The sequence below is a fragment of the Yersinia sp. SCPM-O-B-9106 (C-191) genome, from assembly GCF_026183365.1.
Taxonomy (GTDB): Bacteria; Pseudomonadota; Gammaproteobacteria; order Enterobacterales; family Enterobacteriaceae; genus Yersinia; species Yersinia rochesterensis.
The window spans coordinates 3,083,378-3,107,590 of sequence record NZ_CP110791.1; the positions used below are offsets into that span (position 1 = coordinate 3,083,378).

Consider the following 24,213-nt stretch of genomic DNA (forward strand, 5'->3'; position numbering starts at 1 on the left):
TAATCCCGATTGAAATATGTGTTTCAGTCGGGATGATTCCCTGTGTAATAGAGATAGAAATAGCAAATCCACCATAAACAACCACTTCAAACAATTTCCATGCCAAAGCAGACTTTTATCGATAAAAAATGAATTTTTATCGCGCATTGATCGCATAAATGCAATAAACTGATGTTATTGCTGTGAAATGCTTGCCGCCCTGCCGAACTAGAAGGAGTCTGGATGCACCACTCAACACCCTTAATTACCACGATCGTCGGAGGCCTTGTTCTCGCCTTCCTCTTGGGCACCTTGGCTCACCGCCTGCGCATCTCACCACTGGTGGGGTATCTTGCAGCAGGGGTGCTAGCCGGGCCATTCACGCCAGGTTTTGTTGCTGATACCTCATTAGCACCAGAATTGGCTGAAATTGGTGTTATTTTGTTGATGTTTGGTGTTGGACTTCACTTCTCGCTTAAAGACCTCCTCGCAGTAAAAGCTATCGCCATACCCGGTGCCGTTGCACAAATTGCTGTCGCCACCTTACTCGGGATGGGATTATCTCATTTATTAGGCTGGGATTTGATGACTGGATTTGTCTTCGGTCTTTGCCTATCAACAGCGAGTACAGTGGTATTACTGCGGGCATTAGAAGAACGGCAACTCATTGATAGCCAACGAGGGCAAATTGCCATTGGCTGGTTAATTGTTGAAGATTTGGCGATGGTGCTCACATTGGTGCTATTACCGGCCTTTGCTGGCGTGATGGGGAACGAAACCACCAGTCTGAGCCAATTATTCACGGAATTGGCGATTACCATCGGTAAGGTAATTGCATTCATTACTCTGATGATTGTTGTTGGCCGCCGCCTGGTCCCTTGGATACTGGCTAAAACCGCCAGTACCGGCTCCCGTGAGCTATTTACCCTGGCGGTGCTGGTATTAGCACTCGGGATTGCATACGGTGCTGTAGGGCTGTTCGATGTATCCTTTGCTCTCGGTGCATTCTTCGCCGGAATGGTATTGAATGAATCTGAGCTCAGCCATCGTGCCGCGCAAGATACTCTGCCATTACGTGATGCATTCGCCGTCCTGTTTTTCGTTTCGGTCGGGATGTTGTTCGACCCCATGATTTTGCTACATGAGCCTTTAGCCGTGCTGGCCTCACTGGCTATCATCATCTTCGGCAAATCAGCTATCGCATTCATATTAGTGCGGATGTTTGGCCACTCAAAACGCACCGCACTCACTATTTCGGTCAGCTTGGCACAAATCGGTGAATTCGCCTTTATTCTGGCAGGGCTTGGGATTTCTCTCGGTTTAATGTCAGAACACGGCCGCAATCTGGTCCTGGCAGGGGCGATTCTGTCCATCATGCTTAATCCGTTACTTTTCACACTGTTAGATCGCTATTTAGCCAAGAACGAGACCATGGAAGATCTGATTCTGGAAGAAGCCGTAGAAGAGGAAAAGCAGATCCCTGTCGATTTATGCAATCATGCATTATTAGTGGGTTATGGTCGGGTTGGCAGCTTATTAGGTGCCAAACTGCATGCGGAAGGTATTCCATTAGTAGTTATCGAGAACTCTCGGCCAAGAGTGGAAGCACTGCGTGAACAAGGTATTAATGCGGTATTAGGCAATGCTGCAAGCGCAGATATTATGTCGCTGGCTCGTTTAGATTGCGCACGTTGGTTATTACTGACAATTCCGAATGGCTACGAAGCCGGGGAGATTGTCGCTTCAGCCAGAATTAAACGACCAGATCTTGAGATTATTGCGCGCGCACATTATGACGATGAAGTCGTTTATATCTCGGATCGTGGTGCGAATCAGGTTGTTATGGGCGAACGTGAAATTGCCAACAGTATGCTTAATATGCTGAAGATCGAAACGCTGACGGAAGAAGATAAGCGCCCGCTTTGCCCGATTTAAAAGTATTACTGTGTTAGCACAATATAAACAAATAGGGCCAGCATATGCTGGCCCTATTTATAGTTGATGTGCTCTATCCAATAGATTTCAAGGTGCAGGAAGGCGGCAAGTAAGAGACAAATGGGTTGTAAACCATTTTGAACAGCGCTTGCGCTGGCCCTTAGGGTGAGCCTCTAATGAGGCTCATAATCCCGATGAGCTTACACCGCTAAGTTATTCGGGTGACAAATCTGCCGGGAGCAGATTTGAACGCTGCTCGCAGCGGCCTCGTAGAGGCGAGGCCTATGGATGGGCCGAGTAACGAGAGCAGCCAACACACCTGCAATTTGAAAGATGACGGATATCTTATCTTTCCCAGTACGACTCTTCCAAACTGTCTTCTCGCTCAGGCAAACCACGAGTTAAACGTGGTGAATGTTGATTCAACACCTGATAACTGACCCGATTGGCATATTTACATACTTGTGCCAATGAAGAGTAACTAAGGCAACTACGAACATGTTTACTTGAGTTAGGAACATTATTACGATGAAAGCCATTAGCAGCTATATCATGCAGCACGGCGGATAATGCGCCATCCCCTGCCCCATTAGTATTCATTATTTTCTCTGGCCCCCCCATATAAGGGGCAATATGAGAATAAATACGCAATGGATTTTCGCAATGCTCTTTGCGCATAACTCGGCTAAATTCATACAGATTAAATTCCGCAATAGCGCCAGGCAATAATGGATGCTGAGTTTGGCGCTTATTAGCCTCTTCTGTATATCCCGCCATATAAAGCCCATTAGGGCCTGCGGTACACAGCACTAAATCAACCCAGCTCAACGCCATATCTGAAGCCATTAATGGGTCATTCAGGCCAGTCAGCTCATAAGCTTCATCTTCATTCATCGCAACGATAGAAACATGCTCTTTAAGAAAGTCACGCCACCACTGCGGATTATCTGCAATGACATATTTGGTTCCAAGTGTCATCACCACAGGAACATTATATTTCTTCGCATAATTGATTGCCTGCATGGTCGCCTCAGGCATTGGCTCACCCGGTTTGCAACGCACCAGATAAGCTGTAAGAACCAATGCTGAAGCGCCAGCGATAATATCTTCAGGAATACTTTCCGGCCGCAGTTGATTCATTTGGCCTGGGCTGATCGCAAATGTCCGCTCACCATTATCTGTAATTAAAGTGAAACAGCGGCCAATGGCACCATCAACAGCCTGTAGATAGTTTAAATCCGTACGGCTCGAGGTATTGCATAAGTAACGATAGGCATAACTGCCGATTTTGATATTGCTACACATCGTCCCTAGCAAAATAGAACGGTCATCGGCCAGCACAGAATAATTATGCAATGTATTACCAATGGTACCACCGGCAAACTCATGAGTTATCAACCCATTAGTCGTTAATTCCTGATAAAGCTGCTCAGCGACATCATCCTCGATAACCAAAGAATGCCCTTGGCTAAGACCATAACGCGTAATAAAGTCCTCATCGACCTTCGCTTCAATATCAACCAGCGTCTGATCAATGCCGACGATATAAGATGTACTCACCTCATTTTCTGTTTGCGCCGGTTGCAGTAAAGGATCTCGGGCATTAACAGGAAAATAGTGTTTAGATTTGCGTTTACCAGGAAATTTCATTGTTGTTTGTTACAAATTGAGGAATGAAGAGATAAAGAATTTTAGCACAAATACCCAATACTCAGCGAACATAGCCATTAGGATTAGATTGCTGCCAGTTCCAAGCGTCTTTTAACATATCTGTTAAAGTTCTTTTGGCTTTCCATTCTAATTCTTTCAAGGCAAGTTCTGCACTCGCCCAACATTCTGCAATATCTCCAGAACGACGAGCAACAATTTCATAAGGAATTTTTTTACCTGATATACGTTCAAATTCCGCGATCATCTGTAACACTGAATACCCAACACCCGAACCAAGATTATAAACCTTAAATCCTGGAGTTAGCTTATTAAGCGCACAAATATGCCCTTCAGCGAGATCCATGACATGAATATAATCTCGTACACCGGAACCATCTGCCGTGGGATAATCATTACCATAAACAGCTAATTTAGGGAGTTTACCAATCGCAACCTGAGTAATAAAAGGCAACAAGTTATTAGGTTTACCATTTGGATCCTCACCTATTAGGCCTGAAATATGGGCACCAACAGGATTAAAGTACCGCAGCGTTCTTATAGAAAAATCAGGATGAGCCAAAGAGAAGTCTTTCAATATTTGCTCAACCATGACCTTTGATGAGCCATAAGGGTTGGTGGTACCTCCAACACGAGCATCTTCAGTCAGAGGAACAAATTCAGGATCACCATACACAGTAGCAGAAGAGCTAAATATTAATTTTTTGACACCAGCAATCACCATTTCTTCAAGTAAGACAATCGAACCGGTAACATTATTTTGGTAATATTCAATTGGCTTAACGACAGACTCACTGACTGATTTCAAACCCGCAAAATGAATAACTGCATCAATTTTATGCTCAGAAAATATCTGTTTAAGACAATCGCTATCTAATACATCACCTTGATAAAACGTCGCCATACGGCCTGTGATTTGAGATACACGCAACAATGACTCAGCAGAAGCGTTAGATAAATTATCTAATACAACAACATCCTTGCCATTTTCTAAGAGTGTTAACAGGGTGTGTGAACCAATATACCCTGCACCACCAGTCACTAAAATAGTCATAGCTTACCTATTGAATTTAAGGAATCGAAATAGACTTCATCGCCCAAGAATAATTTCCCTACATTTATCTTTAACATTGTTTATATCAAATTTATTTTTCTGTTTTTGCGCGGCTTTATAGAATGAAGTATAATTTGAAAATACTCTATTAAGAGCAGAATCTAATTCTTCCGTTGTATTTCCAATTAAAATACCATTCTGGTCAACAACTTCACTACAACCGCCTACATTACTCAAAATAACGGGTAAACTGGCACTAGTCGCTTCAATTGCTGCCATTGGTAAACCTTCGCTTTCTGATGTTAATACAAATACATCATACTCATTAAATTTATCGAACCCTTTAATCTCACCATAGAAATGAATATTGTCATAACTACCATATTCATTTTTAAGATCTTGGTAATATTCACCATCACCAACAATATCGAGATCAAATTTAGGATTAGCAGCAACAACTTTTAAGATCAAGTCAGGGCGTTTTGGATAAGCTAACCGGCAAACATAAATAATTTTATTTTCACACGGGCGGTCTGGGCGCTCAGCTAAGGGTGTTATAGCATTAAGCTGTGTCACTATCTTCTCAGGCTTAATACCAATAATTTTAATTGCTTTATCTGCATCACTTTGGGACACACACCATATAACATCAGTAATATGGGACAATAGTTTTTCAATATAGCAAAATATAAACTTCAGTACATTACCATTGTAAATACATGACCATCCATGAGAGACATATACACCACGGAAACGTAGGAATAAGCGGGCTAATCGACTATAAAGCCCCGCGTTGGCGGAGCTGGATACAACAATATCAACTTTATTTTCTTTAAGTGCTTTATATAAACTGTAAATAGCCTTAATGCTGGCCATTTTTCTGATCTCTGGAATAATAACGATTTTATCACAGACAATCGTTTCGGTTAACCAACCAGGCTCAGAGGTTATTAAAATAATATTACAATCATCTTTAAGTAGCTTAACTTGCTCTAAAACCCAACCTTGGGCACCACCAATGATTGATTTAGTAATTACGAATGCAACAGTCTTCATATAATTTCCGTAAAAAATAAAATGAAAATATGATTAGAGAGCGTTCTCAAAACCATCAATGAGCAATAGTATTTTTTGCATTTTCATTGTGATTTTTTTGCCAAACGATATCACAGATACCGTCTGTTGGTTGAAATCCGGCGGGCGCTTCTACTAATAAAGAACGAATACATTCATAATCAAAGTCATTACAAGCAGTTTCAATTTTGTTTAGTAAAGTATTCAAATTATCCCATTCAAGCATGACTTCAGTTGCGGTCATAATTCTAGGATGATGGGTATTCTGTACAGATTCACCAATTAATAACTCTTCATATAACTTTTCACCTGGCCGCAAACCCAAAATCTCTATCGCGATATCACCATCGGGGTTTTCTTCGCTCTTAATTGAAAGACCTGAAAGATTAATCATCCTTTTGGCCAAATCAATGATCTTAACAGGATCGCCCATATCTAATACGAAGACATCGCCACCCTGCCCCATAGCACCGGCTTGAATAACAAGTTGAGCAGCTTCAGGAATAGTCATAAAGTAACGAATAATATCTTTATGCGTGAGAGTTACTGGGCCTCCCTCTGCGATTTGTTTCTTAAAGAGAGGGACAACAGAACCGGAAGACCCCAAAACATTACCAAAACGAACCATGCAAAATTTTGTATTATTTTGTTCTTTCGATAATGCTTGCAACACAAGCTCAGCCATTCTCTTGGTTGCTCCCATGGTATTGGTTGGCCTTACGGCTTTATCTGTAGAAATTAAAACAAATTTCTCCACACCTGATTTTATTGCCGCTTTTGCACAATAAAGCGTACCAAATATATTGTTCTTCACCCCCTCAATCACGTTATTCTCAACAAGGGGCACATGCTTATAGGCTGCAGCATGATAAACAGTATTAACCTGAAAACTAGACATTATCTGAACTAGCCTGGTTTCACTTTGTACCGAGCCAAGTAATGCAACAAACTCTGTATCACTTTTATTATTTTTACATATTGCGGCTATTTCATTCTCAATGGAATAAAGTGAAAACTCAGATATATCGAAAAGAATTAATAACTTTGGTTTTTCCACAATAATTTGGCGACATAGCTCAGAGCCGATTGAACCGCCCGCCCCTGTCACCATCACAACTTTCCCTGTAATATTTTTAGCTAATAACTTCTTATCTGGCTCTACAGGATCTCTTCCAAGTAATTCCTCGATTGAGACTTTCTTTAAGCTACTAATTTGTGCCCTACCTTCAACTAAGTCGGACATACCTGGAATAGATAAAACTTCACAAGAAAGATTCTCAAGTTTAGCGACAACAGCTCTACGCTGACTTTGGCTAACACTTGGCATCGCCAGTAACACTTTTTTAATGCCATAGCGTTCGATTAAATATTCAAGTTTCTCTGAAGGGTAAACTGTAACGCCATGTATAACAGCTTTATTTAACTTTGGATTATCATCAATAAATGCAATTGGAAAATATTCGCTAGCTTGCATAAGTGCAGGTAATAATTGTCGACCAGAAGCGCCCGCACCATATATAACCACCGGGGTTTTCCCTCTAACACCATAGTTTAATAGCATTCTAAAGAACAATCGAGAACCACAAATAAACACTAATGAAAAAACAAAGAACATAACAGCGACTGTTCTTGGTAAATATATTCCCAGGAAGTAGGAACCCAGCACCAGCAATCCAGAGGATAATACAACACCAATCATTACAGTAGTGACAATCTTAGCACTAACATAGCGTAATACTGTCCGATACAAACCCAGACGAATATAAACTAAAAGGGTCGGAGGTATAATGACAGCCAAAGCAACCCATTGTTCAATACTGGTAAAAGGACTATCTACATCCAGCCGTACCCAGAACGCGCCCCAGTATGCTAAAACAATTAGAATTGTGTCTAACCATAGCATAATGATTCGTTTAATAGGTCTTGGTAGAGACAACAGAAACACGAGAAACATGATACCAACCCCAAGATGGAAAACGCCATTTTACGTGACGCGAATTAAATTCATTAATTTACTATAAATTTAAATAGGTTAATTATTATCAATTCCGGCATTAACTTTATAGTCAATATATAAAAGAGGGACATAGGCAATAACGAGAGAGATTATTGGATTAACAATATCAAGCCCTACAAGTAATGCTATAGGGAATAGCCAAATAATATTTATAGCAATAGCAGATAAAGTCACAGGCAAATGACGTTTAAATCTTCTGGATAAAATTTGATAACCATGACTTCGATGGGCCTCATAAACTTTAAAACCACCCAGAACCCTACGCGCCAGAGTCCATGTCGCATCAACAATAAATAAACCCAATAAAATCAGCCAACAGAAGAAGAATTTTGTTTCTATCCAGCCCGCACTAATTGCTAAAGAGCCGATAATCAGCCCCAGAAACCCACTCCCTGCATCACCCATGAATATTTTAGCTGGTGGGAAATTCCACACTAGAAATCCTAAAACAGTACTTGCGAGTAACCAAAGAACCAGATAACTGTCTAATTCGATATGATCGCCACTGATAAAATAAATCGCAATCGCGCCAATGCTGGTTGTAATCGCCTGTGCGCTGGCTAAACCATCTATGCCATCCATAAAATTATAGAGATTTAACATCCACACTAAAAATAACAAGCCAAATAAGCTTCCCAAGATTCCGAGATTGATAACAACCCCAGAAATAGTTAATACCGGAAAACCACCTAAGCAAAATAATAAAAATGCTGCTGCAGAAAAATGAGCTAAAAGACGCCAACGGGCAGCAATATGCCCATGATCATCCCAGAAACCAACCAATGCGATTATTCCACCAGATACCACTAACCCAATAACAGTTAAAGGCGGTAGATAGCCTTGAAAGTAGAATAAGGCTATCCCACAGAGGAAACTAAAAACTATAGCTACACCGCCCCCCCGTGGGGTTGGGACGACATGTGAGCTACGTGAATTAGGTTTATCTATAATATTATTCTTAATAGAATATTGACGTAATAAATACGTTAACCCTACTGAAATCAGAAAGAATACTAATAGTGATAATATTAAAATTGGCATTTTAACCCCAAGTTTATTTCATAGCTATGATAACTATAAAAACATCAAATTTTATAATAAGCACAAGTTAAGATGGAATATAATTAATAATATTGAGTATAAATAGACATCCAGCGCTCGATTATTTTCTCGATAGAATTCGTCTGTTTAATTCTCTCTCTCACCTTATTACCTAGTATTTCTTTTTGTTCATCCGATAAATTTATCATTTTATTTATTTCTTGGGATAAACGAGCAGGATCTTTTACTGGGACAACAGAGCCACAATCGCCTAGCGCTTCAGTTATACCGCCAGCATCTGTAGCTACAATCAATTTCTTACATGCCATGGCTTCAGTAATGACTAGTGGAAAACCTTCCCATTCGGATGACAGGATAAAAATATCAGCCGCGCACATTAATTGTCGTATATCATTTCGTTGTCCAAGGAATGTCACATAGTTTTCAATTCCAAACTCTTTAGACATACTTTTGAGCTGACCTTCAAGATGACCTGTTCCGACAATAAATAGTCGAGGAAAACTTTGAAATTTATTGTTTTTAATAAGTAAAGAATAGGCAGTCAGCAAATTAGGATAATCTTTTGCTTCTGTTAATCTTCCTACACTGAGAAGCATAGGCGTATCATCAAAAATACCTAACTCTGATCTCTTTGTTTTTCTATCGTCCATTGAAAAATCGAACTGAGAGGTATCAATACCGTTTGAAACAACAATCATTCTGGCCGCAGTTGAAGCTCCTTTTTGAATAAAGGAATCAACTGCATCCTGGCTCACATTGGTTGAAAGAGAAGCAAGTTTATCTGTATATTTATACGCTAACATCCGTAGAGAACTGCCTTCATTAGTATTATGTGCTGTACATATTAAAACAGGTATCTTCGTGAAGGTTCGCAGAAGTCTGGCAAATAAATTGGCATGAAACATATGACTATGAACAATGTCTGGTTTGAATTTTTTTATTATTTTTCTAACTTTAAATAATCCTTTAAATAAACTAAATGGTGTTTTTTCTAATTTTAGTTCATTCAACTGAACACCATCAGTCGGTTTAACCAATGTATCGCCAGTTAGGGAAATAATCATAACATTATGACCAGCCTCATGCATCTTATTGGCGATCAAGACAGTTTGTTTTTCGGCCCCCCCCATCCCAAGCCCGGTAATAATATACAATAAATTCACTGTTCCCCTCTTATTCTTTCTATTGCTATAAAGTAAAGATTAAATTAATAATATTTACGTTAAGTTTAACTATTGGCTTTATATTTTATCTATCTTAATTAGATGTGTAAGCTATAAAGTAAATATCAAATACAATCTCATTTTATTAAAATATTCTGTATCAGATTATTCCATTTATTGCCTATAGTGACATCTATTTTATATTTCTCTGCATTTTCTAGTGACTTTAATGACATAGCTTCCCTTAAGTCTTCATCATTCATTAGAAAAAGCAATTTTTCAATAAATGCATTGCTATCAGCAAAGGGTACAAGGTAGCCATCTTCATTATCCATGATCAACTCTGAAGGGCCAGTATCACAATCATATGCGATGATAGGCAATCCACTGGCCTTTGCTTCAAGCAACACCATGGGAAAACCTTCAAATCGAGATGTCATTGCATAAAGGCTAGACTGATTATATAAATCGCTCACATGGGGGGTAGAGGGAAGTAATTCTACATTTTTTAGACTTAATTTTTTGATCTTATCCAATAATAATATTTTATCTTCACCATCACCAGCAATAATAAGCACCCAGCTATTGTTAGCCTCTTCAATCTTTGCCCAAATATCTAATAAAAGATCAAAACCTTTTTGATAAGTAAGTCGACCTAAAGCTAAAACCTTTTTTGCGTGTTTTTTAGTTAATTTACTTTGTGGTTCAAAAGGTAATGGATTGGGTATTGCTATTATCTTTTCAGGGTATTTGTTTTCTTCCAGCCAATACTCACGATCTTTTTCTGTTAGAGTGACGACTGCATCAGCATATTTAGCAGCTACTCTTCTGGCAAGTTTTCGTGATTTTATTGTTAAGTTACTTTTATAATTAAAGTGCTCCCACGATATATGCTTTATCTTGGTACCTAATAAAGCAGTAGAGCTAAATAGTGCTAACATCGTATCAACATCAATCAGGACATCAATTGATTCATCTATTAGGATACGACGTAATCTAAAAACAACAGAAAAGTAGGCAAGCGAAAAGCGTCTTTTTTCATCAAAGAGTGAGACTAATTTTATACTCTCATCGACAGGAAATTTAGGTGGTGCATTACCACTTAAACTGATAATAATAACCTGATAGCCATGTTTAACAAGATAGTTAGCAAGCGCTATACTGACTCTTTCAGTCCCACCTGTATGGCTTATATCACCACCAAAGAAAGCAATTTTTTTCATAAAATCCCTTATTGTTTTTTAATTTTATGAATAATTAAACCCGGTAAAATAACAATTCTCACTAAAATAGAGGTTTTATTATGATCAATATATTTATCATCCATCATAGCTAAAGCTTGGTTAATTCGCAGGATGGATTTTATAAAATCTAATGGGCGATATAACCATAACTTTAGCGGCACATTTTCTAATAGCGCTTTACGAGAAATATAATGGCCTACAGCATGTTTTTTTATAGATGACTTACTTAACCGATTAATTGATTCGGAATCAAAAAAAATACGAACAGGTATTGAGCTATAGTAAAAATAATACTCTTTGGCTACAGTACTATAAAACCAAATTTCAGGAATGAAGTTTATACCTGATGCCACTGGATAAAGATATTTTTTTAGTAATTCAGTTTTGAAAAAATCAATTCTTTCACCACGAATTCCTGAACGAAACTCATCAAACCATGAGCTCTTTTTATCTTCGTTAGATAAATAATAGTTATTAGGTTTTAACGTTTCTGAACTCACTGAAGTTGCTCTAATTCCGATAATTTCTTTATCGTCAAAAACAGAATTCATTGAAAGTAACTTATTGATAGAGCCGGCAATGAATGCATCATCAGAATCTAAACCGATAAAATACTTTCCACTCGCATTCTCAACAGCTTCATTCCATGCTGCTTGTTTCCCACTATTATTTTGATATATATATTTTATATTTAATTTATTTTCTATTTTAAATGAGTCTACGACCTCTGCTGTATTATCCGTAGAACCATCATCAATTATTAACCATTCAATATCATCTCTATCTTGTTCTAGAATAGAAAGATAGCAGCGTTTTAATACATGTGCTCTATTGAATGTGGGTGTAAACACAGTGACTGATATCATTTTACTTCCTCACTTCTTTCTCAACTGATGATACCAGTCTATAAAATAATTTATATTTAACTATATAATATAAAATAGGTTTTAACTTCCTCGAATGGAGCATAGGTTTCAATGAAACGATAGTATAAGATTTATTATAACTGTCTAATGCCCTAGCTTTATTAAAATGATAAGTCCTGGCGCATTTTGAAACATGAGAAAGAAAAACGCTTGCTAAGACTACAGCCCAATATCTACTTTTATGTTTTGAGTATTGGTGTCTAAATCTTACAAGTCCGAATTCACTGTCATCGAGGTCTGATACATTCAAATTCTTAGTAATGCTACTCGATATCTGTCTATATTTAACAATTAGATCTTTGCATTCAAATATTGTTTTACATTTATCAATCAGTATAGGTAATAATAATTGATCTTCAAATCGCCGGCCAATATCAAAAGCCATACCATTAAAAATACGTCTTTTAAAAATACAGCGCCAGACATAAAACATCTCACTTTCAACTATTTTTAATTTAACGGCGTCAATATCATCGATAGTGAATTTATTTTCTTTTATTAACTCAAATATATTCTCTTTATCATCGATAATTTCAGAATAATTAAAAATAATGCCATCGGGTAAATTATCTAAAATAATTTTCTTAATAGTTAGATAAATACCATCAAACCACAGATCATCGGAATCTAAGAAAGTGATATATTCCCCTGTGGAAACAGAAATTCCCGTATTCCTAACGACAGAGATACCTGTATTTTCTTGTGTTATATAAACAAAATCATATTTCTTACTGTATCTTTTTATTATATCGGCAGATTGATCCGTTGAACCATCATTAATAATTATGACTTCTAATGTATTATCCCATTGGGTAAATACAGAGTTTAGACATGAATCAAGATATTGTTCTGCATTAAACACCGGTATAATCAATGAGAGTAGTTTTTTATTATCCATTTTTATTTCTCGAAAGAATTTCAAACAATAGGTTCTTTCTCTTAAGAATGACAATCAAGCATATAAATGATAAAGTCTCAATAGCAATAATTGAAAACACTCCGCCCCATGCGCCATACTTTGATGCCAGATATGCGCAGAGAGGAATATGAATTATTGCCGAAATCATGGGTAAAATGGTGTAGGATTTCTTATGCCCATGAGGTAACAAAATATAATTACCCAGTACAGTTGACTGTATGACTAATAAATAGACGGGAGAGAATAAGATCAGTAAGGTAGATACTTCTGAGTATTCATGCCCAAACATAATTCTAGTAATTAGTTTAGAAAAGATAATAACAAATAGAGTGATGACTATGCATAATGCACCTTGCCAATAAAAAATCTTTCTAATTAAAGCATAGGCTTCTTCTTTCTTATTGACTAATAATGAATTTATTCTCGGATAAAATGCATTTCCTAAGACCAGAAAAACACCAAGGATAGCACCTTTTACTCTATCTGCTGCCGTGAATATACTAACTTCATAGACATTACTGAATATGCCAATGATAATTGTAGTACTCATAGTATAAAGGCTGATCGAAAGTGTCGCACAAAATATTGGAAATGAGTCTTTTAGCGTATGTGCAATTTTTAGACTGGAAAAATTAACTTTCCTGACTAATTTTTTTCGATATATATATACTATCGCTATAATACCAGCTAGTAAATTCATCGATGATTGAATCATTACGGCATACTTAACATCCGCATCACTATGTACAAATATAAAGAACAGCGGCAACATTGATAACTTTGCAACTATCATTAAATTTGTCACAACAGACAGCTTTTCTATTCCTTGGAAAAACCACACTGGCATCAGTGTCGTCCCAATCAACATAAGTCCTGTATAAATTAACTCTCGTTGGATCACTGCATGCGGATTTGTAGCAAGAAGTAAAACCACAATAACAATTGAAACTAAACATAATAGTGATTTTGAAAATAGTGTTTCAAAGAAAACCTTAGAGATATACCTTGGATCATCTTGGCGTTCAGCTATTTTTTTTGATGCTGATAAATTAAATCCAAAATCAATTAAAATAACAAAATACTGAGCTAATGAAAGTGTAAGACTATAGACCCCAAATCCCTCTACCCCTAATACACGAGTCAGATAAGGTAATGTTAAAAGAGGAATAATATAATTACTCCCTTGCAGCAAAAGTAAAGAAAAAATATTTCTTCGTAAGACTGACATTTAAATTTCCAGCTATTGGATTAAATTATTTCTTCATGAGTCTTGAGTATATTAATTAGCTCATATCCTCATAACATAAAATCTATTTTGGGCAGAAATTTGTAAATAGTTAGTCTAAAATCAGGACACGCTACCGCCCTTGGCTTACAGCTACCAATGCACTATTCTCAAACTCATTATGCCGTTAAACTTAAAAAACAATAATAACAAACGGTTACATAATATGCTGACATGCCTTTTTTATAAATACTTAATTCTTATACATCTAAACAGGCATTACAAGCAAAAGGGTTGGGGGAAAACAGGTGATGATGTGCTAATCAATGCATAAAAAATCATGAATGCCAAGGTAGTTAACCCATCTCTTGTTTTACCAACTGCTCTAACAGATCAATATGCTTTTCATCATCGTTCAACGCGGGAATATATTCAAACTTCTCACCGCCAGCATGTAAGAAAATTTCTCGGTTCTGCTCTTTAATCTCTTCCAGAGTTTCCAGACAGTCTGCAGAAAAACCGGGGCAAATGAGCTGAATATGCTTAATACCTTGGGAAGGTAGGCTTTTTAATGTCTCGTCAGTATAAGGCGTGAGCCAAGGCTCGCGGCCAAATCGAGACTGATAAGTCATCATAATTTGCTCCGCAGGTAATTCTAGCTCAGCCCGTAATGCACGGCTGGTATCTTCACAACGTTGCGGATAGTCATCCCCTAATTGTGCATAGCGTTTAGGAATCCCATGAAAAGACAGCACTAATCTGTCTGGTTTACCATGTTGAACAAAAGCGTGCTCAACACTTTGTTTCAAAGCGGAGATATAAGCGGGATGCTCGGCATAATCCCGGATAAAAGAAACCGATGGTAAACGGCGATAGCCTTTCAAAATTCGCGCCACTGCATCCCATACTGCCGCACTTGTCGAACAAGAATATTGTGGATAAAGCGGTAACACCACCAGCTTAGTGACACCTTGCGCGAGTAATTTATCAATGGCATCCGGTAGATTTGGCGAACCATAGCTCATACCTAATTCAACAGGGACATCAGGCATACGCGCCGCTAATGCTTTTTGCTGCCGACGGCTATAGACCAATAAAGGCGAGCCTTCATCCATCCAGACAGATTGATATAATTTGGCCACGCGCGGTGATCGAATGGGCAAGATAATACCGCGCAACAATGGCCACCAAAGTAATCGCGATGTATCTACCACCCGGCGGTCACTCAGGAACTCGGCCAGATAACGTTTGACCGCTTGTGGTGTAGGGGCATCCGGTGTTCCCAGATTAACCATCAGTACGCCAAGCTTACTTTCCATCATGCAGGAGTCCTTTTGTGTTTTACGCCGTTTATTCGAACAGAAAAATATCTGACAACGTTATTTGGAGCCGGTCATGTAAAATAATAAAGGCGACCCTAGGCCGCCTTAGCTATCTTACCATTCAGAATTAACCGAGAATAGTCGCCAGTTCTGCACTGACTTCTGCTACTTTGCGGGTTCCGTCCAGTTTAAAATATTGCGTATTACCTGCATCAGCTTCTTTACGATAGTAAGACACCAATGGTGCAGTTTGCTGATGATATTCGATCAGACGTTTACGAACAGTGGCTTCTTGATCATCTTTACGGATGGTCAGTTCTTCGCCGGTTACATCATCTTTATCTTCAACTTTAGGCGGGTTGAATTTAATGTGGTAAACACGACCTGAAGCAGCATGTACCCGACGCCCGACAATGCGATCAACAATCAGATCGTCCGGAACGTCAAATTCCAGCACATAATCAACCTTGATACCGGCTTCTTTCATGGCATCAGCTTGAGGAATAGTACGTGGGAACCCATCTAGCAGGAAACCGTCACGGCAATCGTCCTGTGTAATGCGCTCTTTAACCAATGCAATGACCAGCTCATCAGTGACCAGCTTGCCGGCATCCATAATTTCTTTCGCTTTCAGACCTAACTCAGAACCTGCTTTTACAGCGGCGCGCAACATATCACCAGTAGAGATTTGCGGAATACCGTATTTCTCCATGATGAATTGAGCCTGAGTACCCTTACCAGCGCCCGGAGCGCCCAGCAGAATGATACGCATTGCGTAAATCCCCTTGCTATGTAGTTTTTCTATGTGTTTTTACTTAAATAAATCGAAAATGCGGAAAACAAGCAACCTTACCATTTTCAGGGGGGTTGGCTCAAGGCGCGCGAGCCGAAGCCGTGGGATTGGATCAGGAAAAGCCTAGCGAAATATAACTATAATAGTTTGAAATTAAATAAAAAAAACGCCCCGAGCACATTATCTGCTCGAGGCGTTCTAATACTAAATTAAGCAGTTAGTAGCTGGTTCATACGGCGAATGAACTGGTTAGGATCCTCTAAGGTACCTCGTTCAGCCAAGAGCGCTTGATCCAGTAATAACTCAACCCATTCAGCAAATTGAGTGTCATCCGCAACATCAGCGGCGCGTTTGACTAAACCGTGCTCTGGGTTCAATTCAAAGATGTATTTCACTTCCGGTGCTTGTTGGCCAGCAGCTGCGAACAATTTCGCCATCTGCGTGCTCATTTCATCCGCATCCGTGGTGACAATCGCCGGTGTATCCGTTAGGCGGTGTGTTAGGCGGACATCTTTAACTCGCTCACCCAGCAGGGTTTTCACACGCTCAACAAAAGGCTCCAGCGCTTTATCTGCTTCTTGCTGCTCTGGGCGCTCTTCATCAGCCAGTTTGTTCAGTGAATCATCCGCTTTACTGACTGACTGGAAGACTTTGCCATCGAACTCAGTCAGGTAACTCATCATCCACTCGTCAATGCGATCGGATAACAGTAAGACTTCAATACCTTTTTTACGGAACAGTTCCAGATGTGGGCTGTTCTTAGCCGCAGCATAGCTATCAGCCGTGATGTAATAAATCTTCTCCTGCCCTTCGGCCATACGGCTGACATAATCTTCTAATGACACAGTCTGCGCGGAGCTGTCTGTATGGGTTGAAGCAAAGCGCAGCAACTTGGCAATAATCTCTTTGTTGCTACTATCTTCAGCTGGCCCCTCTTTTAGTGCCATACCGAACTGTTGCCAGAACTGCTGATATTTCTCAGCATCATCTTTAGCCAGTTTTTCCAACATTTGCAGCACACGTTTGGTCAGCGCGCTGCGCAGGTTCTGAGTCACGCGGCTGTCTTGCAAGATCTCACGCGAAACGTTCAGCGGCAGGTCATTGGAATCAATCAGGCCACGGACAAACCGCAGATAATTTGGCATAAACTGCTCTGCGTCATCCATGATAAACACGCGCTGGACGTACAGTTTCAAGCCGTGTTTGTGGTCACGATTCCACATATCCCAAGGCGCTTGCGCCGGGATGTACAGCAGGCTGGTGTACTCTTGCTTACCTTCTACGCGGTTATGACTCCAAATCAGTGGGTCAGTGAAGTCATGGGCAATATGCTTGTAGAATGCGTTGTATTCGTCGTCAGTTATTTCCGCTTTACCGCGCGTCCACAATGCCTGGGCTTTGTTAATTTTCTCCCAGGTTACCGTGCCATCTTCTTCATTTTTACTTTGGATTTCGACTGGCAGTGCAATATGGTCTGAATATTTGCTGATAACAGAGCGCAAACGCCAGTCATCAAGATATTCATCTTCACCTTCGCGCAGGTGCAATGTGATTTCTGTACCGCGATCTTCTTTGGTGATATCCGCGATGGTGTAATCGCCCTCACCTGCTGATTCCCAGAACACGCCAGCATCTACTGGTGCGCCAGCTGCGCGGGTACGAACAGTCACTTTATCTGCCACGATGAAAGCAGAATAGAAGCCCACACCAAACTGGCCGATTAATTGACTATCTTTAGCTTGATCTGAACCAATAGATTCAAGGAATGCTTTAGTCCCTGACTTCGCGATAGTACCAAGATTATCAATGACTTCTTCACGGCTCATGCCAATGCCGTTATCACTTAGGGTCAAAGTACGCTTTTCTTTATCAAAAGATAAACGCACACGCAACTCACCATCACCTTCAAATAATTCTGGCTGAGATAGCGCGCGGAAACGGAGTTTATCTGCCGCATCAGAGGCGTTGGAGATAAGCTCGCGCAAGAAAATTTCTTTATTGGAATAAAGCGAGTGAATCATCAAATGGAGAAGCTGTTTGACTTCTGACTGAAATCCACGGGTTTCTTGACCTTTCATACTCATTAATTACCTCAATCCAAATTACCGACAGATTTACCCTATAGATCTCAAAAATACAGGACGGCGACAAACCCGTAAGCCCTATGAGCTGATTCCAGTCAGTCATTCGGGTGAACGAGTACAGCCAACACACCTGCAATTTGAAAGACGATGGGTATAGATAAAACCGAACAATGAGGATCAGATGGGGTCAATCGCGGGGGCTTTCAAGTCTACATACTGAAAAAACAGAGAATCGGGGGCGATTTACTGAACATCACGAATGAGATTATTCATATGATAATCAATAACAAAACAATCGCCCACCAGATTTAAGGGGATCGTGACTCAATGAAATTAAAACTTAATCGGATTTCGCCCGGCTAACGAGTGGGATAAGGTGGTGCCATCAACCATTTCCAACTCGCCCCCCACCGGCACGCCATGCGCAATACGGCTGGCTAATACCCCATATTGGCCGCACATTTGGCCGATATAGTTGGCGGTAGCATCCCCTTCGACTGTCGGGTTAGTCGCCAAAATGACTTCGGTGATAGTTTCAGTTTCAAGCCGTTTTTCCAGCAAATCTAACCCAATATCAACGGGGCCAATACCATCCATGGGGGATAAATGCCCCATCAGCACAAAATAACGCCCACCAAACTGGCCGGTTTGCTCGATAGCATGGATATCTGCCGGGCTTTCGACCACACAGATTTGGCCATTTTGCTGCCGTCGTGGGTTAGAACATATCGTGCAATGGTCTTGCTCGGTAAATGTACGGCAATCAGTACAGTGGCCGATTTCGGACATTGCCCGAGTCAAAGACTGCGCCAGACGCATTCCGCCACTACGGTCACGTTGTAGCAATTGGAATGCCATCCGCTGCGCTGATTTCGGGCCTACACCCGGCAAGCAGCGCAACGCCTCCATTAATGACTCAAGGAGTGGACTGGTTTGCATCAGAACGGCATCTTAAAGCCTGGTGGTAATTGCATACCACTGGATACAGAAGCCATTTTCTCTTTTTGCGTTTCATCGATACGGCGAGCAGCGTCGTTCAATGCAGCAGCAATCAAATCTTCCAGCATTTCTTTATCTTCTTCAACCAACAAGCTTGGGTCGATTTCAACCCGGCGGCAGTTATGCGCCCCATTGATGGTTACTTTTACCAAGCCCGCGCCAGATTCACCGGTCACTTCCAATTTGGCGACTTCTTCCTGCATCTGCTGCATTTTTTCCTGCATCTGCTGGGCTTGCTTCATTAAATTGCCAATACCGCCTTTACCAAACATAGTCATCTCTCATAGCAAGGGGCCGCGTCAGTGCACCATGCACTTATCGCAGCGGTTAAACCGGTCGGATACTGTCTTCATCCAGTTCGGCGTCGAAGAAACGACGCAGTGTCTGAATATTATTATCCGCAATAATTGACTGGCGTGCTTGTGCCAGCTTTTCTTCATATATGGCCTGCCGCCATTCCAACGGAGTACGCTGCGCCAGACTATCATCTTCGATAACGCTAAGTGTGACAGCATTCCCGTGTAATTCGCTCAATGCCTCTGCCAGTGCCTTTTGCGCCGAAGGCGAGTTCAAATGGCGCTGGGCAGAACGCAAGTGAAGGCAAATATTACCCGGTTCTATTTCTTCTTTAAATGCATTCAGCGCAAGTTGCTGCACTAATTTAGGGATTTGTAGCTTACCTATCTCTGCTGCCCATGGGTCTCGCGCCATCGCCTCTTGAGCCAATTTAGCAGAAAGTTCGGGCGTTTTTTCATGCTCCAACGCAGAGCGCAATGCTTTTGGTGTAGCAACAGGCTCAGCCGATACCTCCGGTTGATTCTGCGCCGTCCAACGATAAGCTTCTTTCTTCGCTGGCTTTTTTTCTTCCGTAGATTTAGCCGCCAGGCGCTGCTGGCTACGCTCAGTCACCGAAGCTAAGCGCTCCAATGCTGAGTTTGCCGGCCGCGCTTTTCCTGGCGCCGCCGGCTCATTCTTTTTTGGTGTGGTCGTCCCCGATTGCCGCAATAACTGCGTGCGCGCTTGAAGTAATTGCGCCGTGGAATCTGGGAGCACGGTATTGACCGGTGCAACGGCACCTAATGGCGGAGCCTCGTGCTGCGGCACCTGTTGAGCATAGTTCGGCGCTTCTATAGGGCGCGGCTGCGTATTATCGGCCTGGGCCGAAGGAGCACTGACCGGCACCATTTGCCGCTCGGTAATCTGCGGCTCGGCAATTATCGCTTTAGGGTGAAACGCCAATGCGCGCAATAGGGTCATTTCAACCCCCATGCGGCGATCCGGGGCATATGCCAACTCTTTTCGCCCCACCAGCAATGTCTGGTAGTACAGCTGAATATCAGTCGGCGGCAGTGTTCGCGCCAACTCGCGTAGTCGAGGTTCAATGGTGGCGTAGTGATTATCCAGCATGGATGGCAATAACTGCACCATCGCAATGCGGTGCAGTAAACTCAAGGTTTCGACTAATAGGTTTTCCCAGTCAACACCCCGTGACGCCGCTTGCTCCAACTGAGCCATCACTCGCGCGCCATCCGCAGTCACCAGCGCTTCAATAATGGCCAATGGCTGTTCATCATCCAATGTTCCCAGCATTTGGCTGACGGTAGCGGTCGTAACATGACCATCCCCCATCGCAATAGCTTGATCGGCCAAACTGAGTGCATCTCGCATACTGCCATCAGCGGCTCGTGCTAGTAATTGTAATGCGCGAGCATCACTACTGATTTGCTCGGCTAACAGTATTTTTTCGAGCTGGGCACGAATCACCTCAACATCAATGACCTTAAGGTGAAACTGCAAACAACGGGACAGAATGGTGACGGGCAGCTTCTGTGGATCTGTCGTCGCCAGTAGGAATTTCACATGGGCTGGCGGCTCTTCGAGAGTCTTCAGTAATGCATTGAAACTGTGCCGTGACAGCATATGAACTTCGTCGATCAAATAGACCTTGAAGCGGCCACGGGCTGGCGCATATTGAACATTATCCAGCAGTTCTCGGGTATCTTCGACTTTAGTCCGAGAGGCAGCATCAATTTCGATCAAGTCAACAAAACGGCCTTGCTCGATTTCCTGGCAGTTCGCACAGGTGCCACAAGGGGTAGCAGTAATACCCGTTTCGCAATTAAGCCCTTTGGCCAACAGCCGGGCTATAGAAGTCTTACCTACCCCGCGGGTGCCAGAGAACAAATAGGCGTGATGAATTCGCCCTAATGAAAGGCCATTAGCCAACGCCGTCAGGACATGTTCCTGACCAACGACGTCTGCAAACGTTTTGGGGCGCCACTTACGGGCAAGGACCTGATAGCTCATTAATACCGGAGAAGTTGAATAATATAGAGGGTCATGCTAACACAGCCTCACTATTGACAGCGAGGCTGATATTTTCAGTACAATCAATGGCCGTCGAATTCAACCAGACTGTAGCAAGTAATGCCTTGGTCATTCAGGCGATTTTCACCACCCAGATCGTGTAAATTAATCACAAACGCAGCATCAGTCACTTCACCACCCAGTCGACGAATGAGCTTAGCCGTCGCTTCAATCGTCCCGCCAGTAGCCAGTAAATCATCAATAACCAGGACTTTGTCGCCCGGTTGAATGCTGTCAGTATGAATTTCAAGCTTGTCAGTACCGTATTCTAACTCATAGCTTTCGCTGATGGTTGCACGTGGTAATTTGCCGGGCTTACGAACTGGCACAAAACCAACCCCAAGAGACAAAGCTACTGGCGCACCAAACAAAAAACCACGGGCTTCAGTACCCACGACTTTAGTCACGCCCTTATCCAGATAGCGTTCAGTCAGCAGCTCAATGCTGGCGGCGTAGGCTAATGGATCTTCCAGCAAGCTGGTCACATCACGGAACAGTATTCCCGTTTTTGGATAATCGGGGATAGTTTTGATACTGTTTTTAATATATTCAAGCTGTTGTGCTGTATTAGGTGCAGTAGCGGTCATAATTTGTGCCTGGTAAAACTGCTGTACATACTAAAGCGCGGTCAATCGATGTTAAAATGGCATCAATTGAGTAACTCATTTTATCTACTCGCCACACGTCGACAGAGTAAATGCCTGCCCCCTTAACGCTAAGGGCGCAGCGAGGGAAGATCCCGCGCACGAAAACGCTCAAATCTATGCAAACTGGCATAAAAATGCAACTGATGTGAACGACTCAGTGCCTTTTTTGTTGCGATAGGTCAATAACTGGCATCCGCAACATAAATATCAATAATAGCGTTAATATCACCAACAATAAGCTTCTGACCCACCAAATGTTCACCAGCCAAAGTGAAACGGCAAAAGTAAGGATGGTGACCGATATTGCTTTCCATTTAACGCCGGGGGGCAAAGCTCGATGTTGTTGCCAAGTGCGAATATAACCACCAAACCATGAACGATGAAGCAGCCAATGATGAAAGCGGGGAGAGGAACGTGCAAAACACCACGCGGCCAGTAGTAAAAATGGCGTAGTGGGTAAAAGAGGAAGCACGACACCTAAGGTGGCCAAAACCACGGCGAGCCAACCTAAAGCTATCAACAACCAACGAGACATAAACGCCCTTTATCATAGCATTCATTAATGTGCCTTTATCATTAACGCATGCGCTCATTAGCATCAATGGGTATTCTTAGCATTATTGGTTCAAAATACCGCTTTATCCATCACCTTGCTTGTAACCACTGGCATTCAAAGGCAAGCTGGCGGAAAAATTTCCAGGAGAAGCGCCATGAGTACAGAAAAACTATTGCAGGTGCTTGAAAGCCAAATTGAGGCATTGTCGGCACAAGTTGGCCCACAAGCCAATACTCCGTCTCAGCAAGCGCGTTTTGACCTGAATTTATTTGGTAATCATGGTAACCGTTTTCGCGATTATCTACTGGAAATTCATAAAAATATGGCACAGTTGAAACAGGTCGTTGCAGACAATCGCACGCAGCAGGTCGCTTTCTTGGCTGAGAAATTGGTTGCACAAATCTCCGCCTTACAAAGAGAGTTAGCGACACAGAAGCTAAGAAAATCCAATCCTGAGCCCAAGTATAATAAATTGGATCCTTACCACAAGCTGGCTGAACATCAAGATTATGAGCGGCGAATACTGTCTATGATTCAGGACAGAGAAAGCCAACTTGGTAAGCAAAATTTATTAACTGAGCAGCAAAAAATACAGAAAGAACTTGCCGCACTAGAGGGACGTTTAATGCGTTGCCGGCAGGCGCTGATAAAAATAGAGCGCAGTATTGAGAAGAAAGAGAACGGTTTTTGAATATTTATCACATTTTTTGAATCATTAGGGTTTCGATAGCGAATACTTTTCTATAATGTTTTATATCTACCGACTATCAAGTTGCAGGTGTGCTGACTGGACTCAATCTCCCAAATCCCTTGCTTATATGAGCTTATCGGGTTCTTTCACTTGCCGCCGTTGTACTGCTTAAAATCTATTAGGTAGATGGATTGAAATCAAGTCAGGTGAATACCGGCAGCAAGGTATCCTCACCCGACTTTTCTAACTCACTGAAAATCAAATATTGGCCAGATTATGTCAGTTGAAAAAGCATCACCAGAACTGCAACTGGCAGTAGATCTTATCTACTTGCTGGAATGCAATGAGATAGCGCCGGAAACGGCATTGGCAGCATTGGCTATCGTGCAACTTGATTATCAGCGCAAGCTGCATAATAAAGTGCCTGATTAACAAGCTTGTTTTGATGTGCAGCCAAGGCGATACGAGCACATATCGCCTTGCTGTGA

21 protein-coding genes and 1 other annotated feature are annotated in these 24,213 nt (G+C 41.4%); of the genes, 3 read left to right on the top strand and 18 right to left on the bottom strand.

Annotated features, from left to right (window positions below; all coding sequences use genetic code 11):
• The first annotated feature begins 222 nt into the window (after window positions 1-222).
• Window positions 223-1,914 (top strand): YbaL family putative K(+) efflux transporter, encoded by a 1,692-nt coding sequence (ybaL, locus tag OP863_RS14090; protein ID WP_038631607.1) that lies wholly within the window; start codon window positions 223-225, stop codon window positions 1,912-1,914.
• A 345-nt stretch (window positions 1,915-2,259) separates the two neighbouring features.
• On the opposite strand, the gene OP863_RS14095 is transcribed toward ybaL, so the two are convergent.
• From OP863_RS14095 to OP863_RS14180, 18 genes are all read right to left on the bottom strand, one after another.
• Entirely contained in the window at window positions 2,260-3,564 is a 1,305-nt protein-coding gene (locus tag OP863_RS14095) for an inosine/guanosine kinase (protein ID WP_038631605.1), read from the bottom strand.
• A gap of 61 nt (window positions 3,565-3,625) precedes the next feature.
• Window positions 3,626-4,636, bottom strand: coding sequence for a UDP-glucose 4-epimerase GalE (galE, locus tag OP863_RS14100; RefSeq protein WP_038631603.1), 1,011 nt, complete (start codon window positions 4,634-4,636; stop codon window positions 3,626-3,628).
• A gap of 36 nt (window positions 4,637-4,672) precedes the next feature.
• The gene (locus OP863_RS14105; RefSeq protein WP_265525429.1) at window positions 4,673-5,692 is read right to left on the bottom strand and encodes a glycosyltransferase; all 1,020 of its coding nucleotides are present in this window, start codon (window positions 5,690-5,692) and stop codon (window positions 4,673-4,675) included.
• Between the two features lie 55 nt (window positions 5,693-5,747).
• Complete coding sequence (locus OP863_RS14110) at window positions 5,748-7,613, bottom strand: polysaccharide biosynthesis protein (RefSeq protein WP_271301893.1); 1,866 nt, start codon at window positions 7,611-7,613, stop codon at window positions 5,748-5,750.
• A gap of 129 nt (window positions 7,614-7,742) precedes the next feature.
• The gene (locus tag OP863_RS14115) at window positions 7,743-8,768 is read right to left on the bottom strand and encodes an MraY family glycosyltransferase (protein ID WP_265525431.1); all 1,026 of its coding nucleotides are present in this window, start codon (window positions 8,766-8,768) and stop codon (window positions 7,743-7,745) included.
• 83 nt (window positions 8,769-8,851) lie between these two features.
• A complete protein-coding gene (locus OP863_RS14120) occupies window positions 8,852-9,952 on the bottom strand; it encodes a glycosyltransferase (protein ID WP_265525432.1) in 1,101 nt (366 codons plus the stop codon).
• A 137-nt stretch (window positions 9,953-10,089) separates the two neighbouring features.
• The gene (locus tag OP863_RS14125) at window positions 10,090-11,175 is read right to left on the bottom strand and encodes a glycosyltransferase family 4 protein (protein WP_265525433.1); all 1,086 of its coding nucleotides are present in this window, start codon (window positions 11,173-11,175) and stop codon (window positions 10,090-10,092) included.
• 8 nt (window positions 11,176-11,183) lie between these two features.
• On the bottom strand, window positions 11,184-12,062 hold the full coding sequence (locus OP863_RS14130; protein ID WP_265525434.1) for a glycosyltransferase family A protein: 879 nt from the start codon (window positions 12,060-12,062) through the stop codon (window positions 11,184-11,186).
• A gap of 1 nt (window position 12,063) precedes the next feature.
• Window positions 12,064-13,020 carry a glycosyltransferase gene (locus OP863_RS14135; RefSeq protein WP_265525435.1) on the bottom strand — a complete coding sequence of 319 codons (957 nt, stop codon included), beginning with the start codon at window positions 13,018-13,020 and terminating at the stop codon, window positions 12,064-12,066.
• Window positions 13,013-14,269: a flippase gene (locus OP863_RS14140; RefSeq protein WP_265525436.1), complete on the bottom strand. Its 1,257-nt coding sequence runs from the start codon at window positions 14,267-14,269 to the stop codon at window positions 13,013-13,015. The genes OP863_RS14135 and OP863_RS14140 overlap by 8 nt, the downstream gene beginning before the upstream one ends.
• Window positions 14,270-14,622: 353 nt before the next feature.
• The gene (gene hemH, locus OP863_RS14145; protein ID WP_038631587.1) at window positions 14,623-15,588 is read right to left on the bottom strand and encodes a ferrochelatase; all 966 of its coding nucleotides are present in this window, start codon (window positions 15,586-15,588) and stop codon (window positions 14,623-14,625) included.
• Between the two features lie 127 nt (window positions 15,589-15,715).
• Entirely contained in the window at window positions 15,716-16,360 is a 645-nt protein-coding gene (adk, locus tag OP863_RS14150) for an adenylate kinase (RefSeq protein ID WP_038631585.1), read from the bottom strand.
• A gap of 230 nt (window positions 16,361-16,590) precedes the next feature.
• Complete coding sequence (gene htpG, locus OP863_RS14155) at window positions 16,591-18,459, bottom strand: molecular chaperone HtpG (RefSeq protein WP_038639395.1); 1,869 nt, start codon at window positions 18,457-18,459, stop codon at window positions 16,591-16,593.
• Window positions 18,460-18,798: 339 nt separating this feature from the next.
• Entirely contained in the window at window positions 18,799-19,404 is a 606-nt protein-coding gene (gene recR, locus OP863_RS14160) for a recombination mediator RecR (protein WP_265525437.1), read from the bottom strand.
• Entirely contained in the window at window positions 19,404-19,736 is a 333-nt protein-coding gene (locus OP863_RS14165) for a YbaB/EbfC family nucleoid-associated protein (RefSeq protein ID WP_019081276.1), read from the bottom strand. The genes recR and OP863_RS14165 overlap by 1 nt, the downstream gene beginning before the upstream one ends.
• 55 nt (window positions 19,737-19,791) lie before the next feature.
• Window positions 19,792-21,771, bottom strand: coding sequence for a DNA polymerase III subunit gamma/tau (gene dnaX, locus OP863_RS14170; RefSeq protein WP_265525438.1), 1,980 nt, complete (start codon window positions 21,769-21,771; stop codon window positions 19,792-19,794).
• Window positions 20,398-20,461: a sequence feature (DnaX frameshifting element), on the bottom strand. It overlaps the preceding gene by 64 nt.
• Window positions 21,772-21,854: 83 nt before the next feature.
• Entirely contained in the window at window positions 21,855-22,418 is a 564-nt protein-coding gene (gene apt / locus OP863_RS14175) for an adenine phosphoribosyltransferase (protein ID WP_038631577.1), read from the bottom strand.
• 214 nt (window positions 22,419-22,632) lie between these two features.
• On the bottom strand, window positions 22,633-23,013 hold the full coding sequence (locus OP863_RS14180; protein ID WP_038631574.1) for a DUF454 family protein: 381 nt from the start codon (window positions 23,011-23,013) through the stop codon (window positions 22,633-22,635).
• A gap of 175 nt (window positions 23,014-23,188) precedes the next feature.
• Here OP863_RS14180 and priC point away from each other — a divergent pair, with 175 nt between their 5' ends.
• Window positions 23,189-23,725 carry a primosomal replication protein PriC gene (gene priC, locus OP863_RS14185; protein ID WP_145591304.1) on the top strand — a complete coding sequence of 179 codons (537 nt, stop codon included), beginning with the start codon at window positions 23,189-23,191 and terminating at the stop codon, window positions 23,723-23,725.
• A gap of 276 nt (window positions 23,726-24,001) precedes the next feature.
• Window positions 24,002-24,157, top strand: a complete 156-nt coding sequence (gene rsmS, locus OP863_RS14190; RefSeq protein ID WP_038631570.1) for a pleiotropic regulatory protein RsmS — start codon at window positions 24,002-24,004, stop codon at window positions 24,155-24,157.
• The last annotated feature ends 56 nt before the right edge of the window (window positions 24,158-24,213 follow it).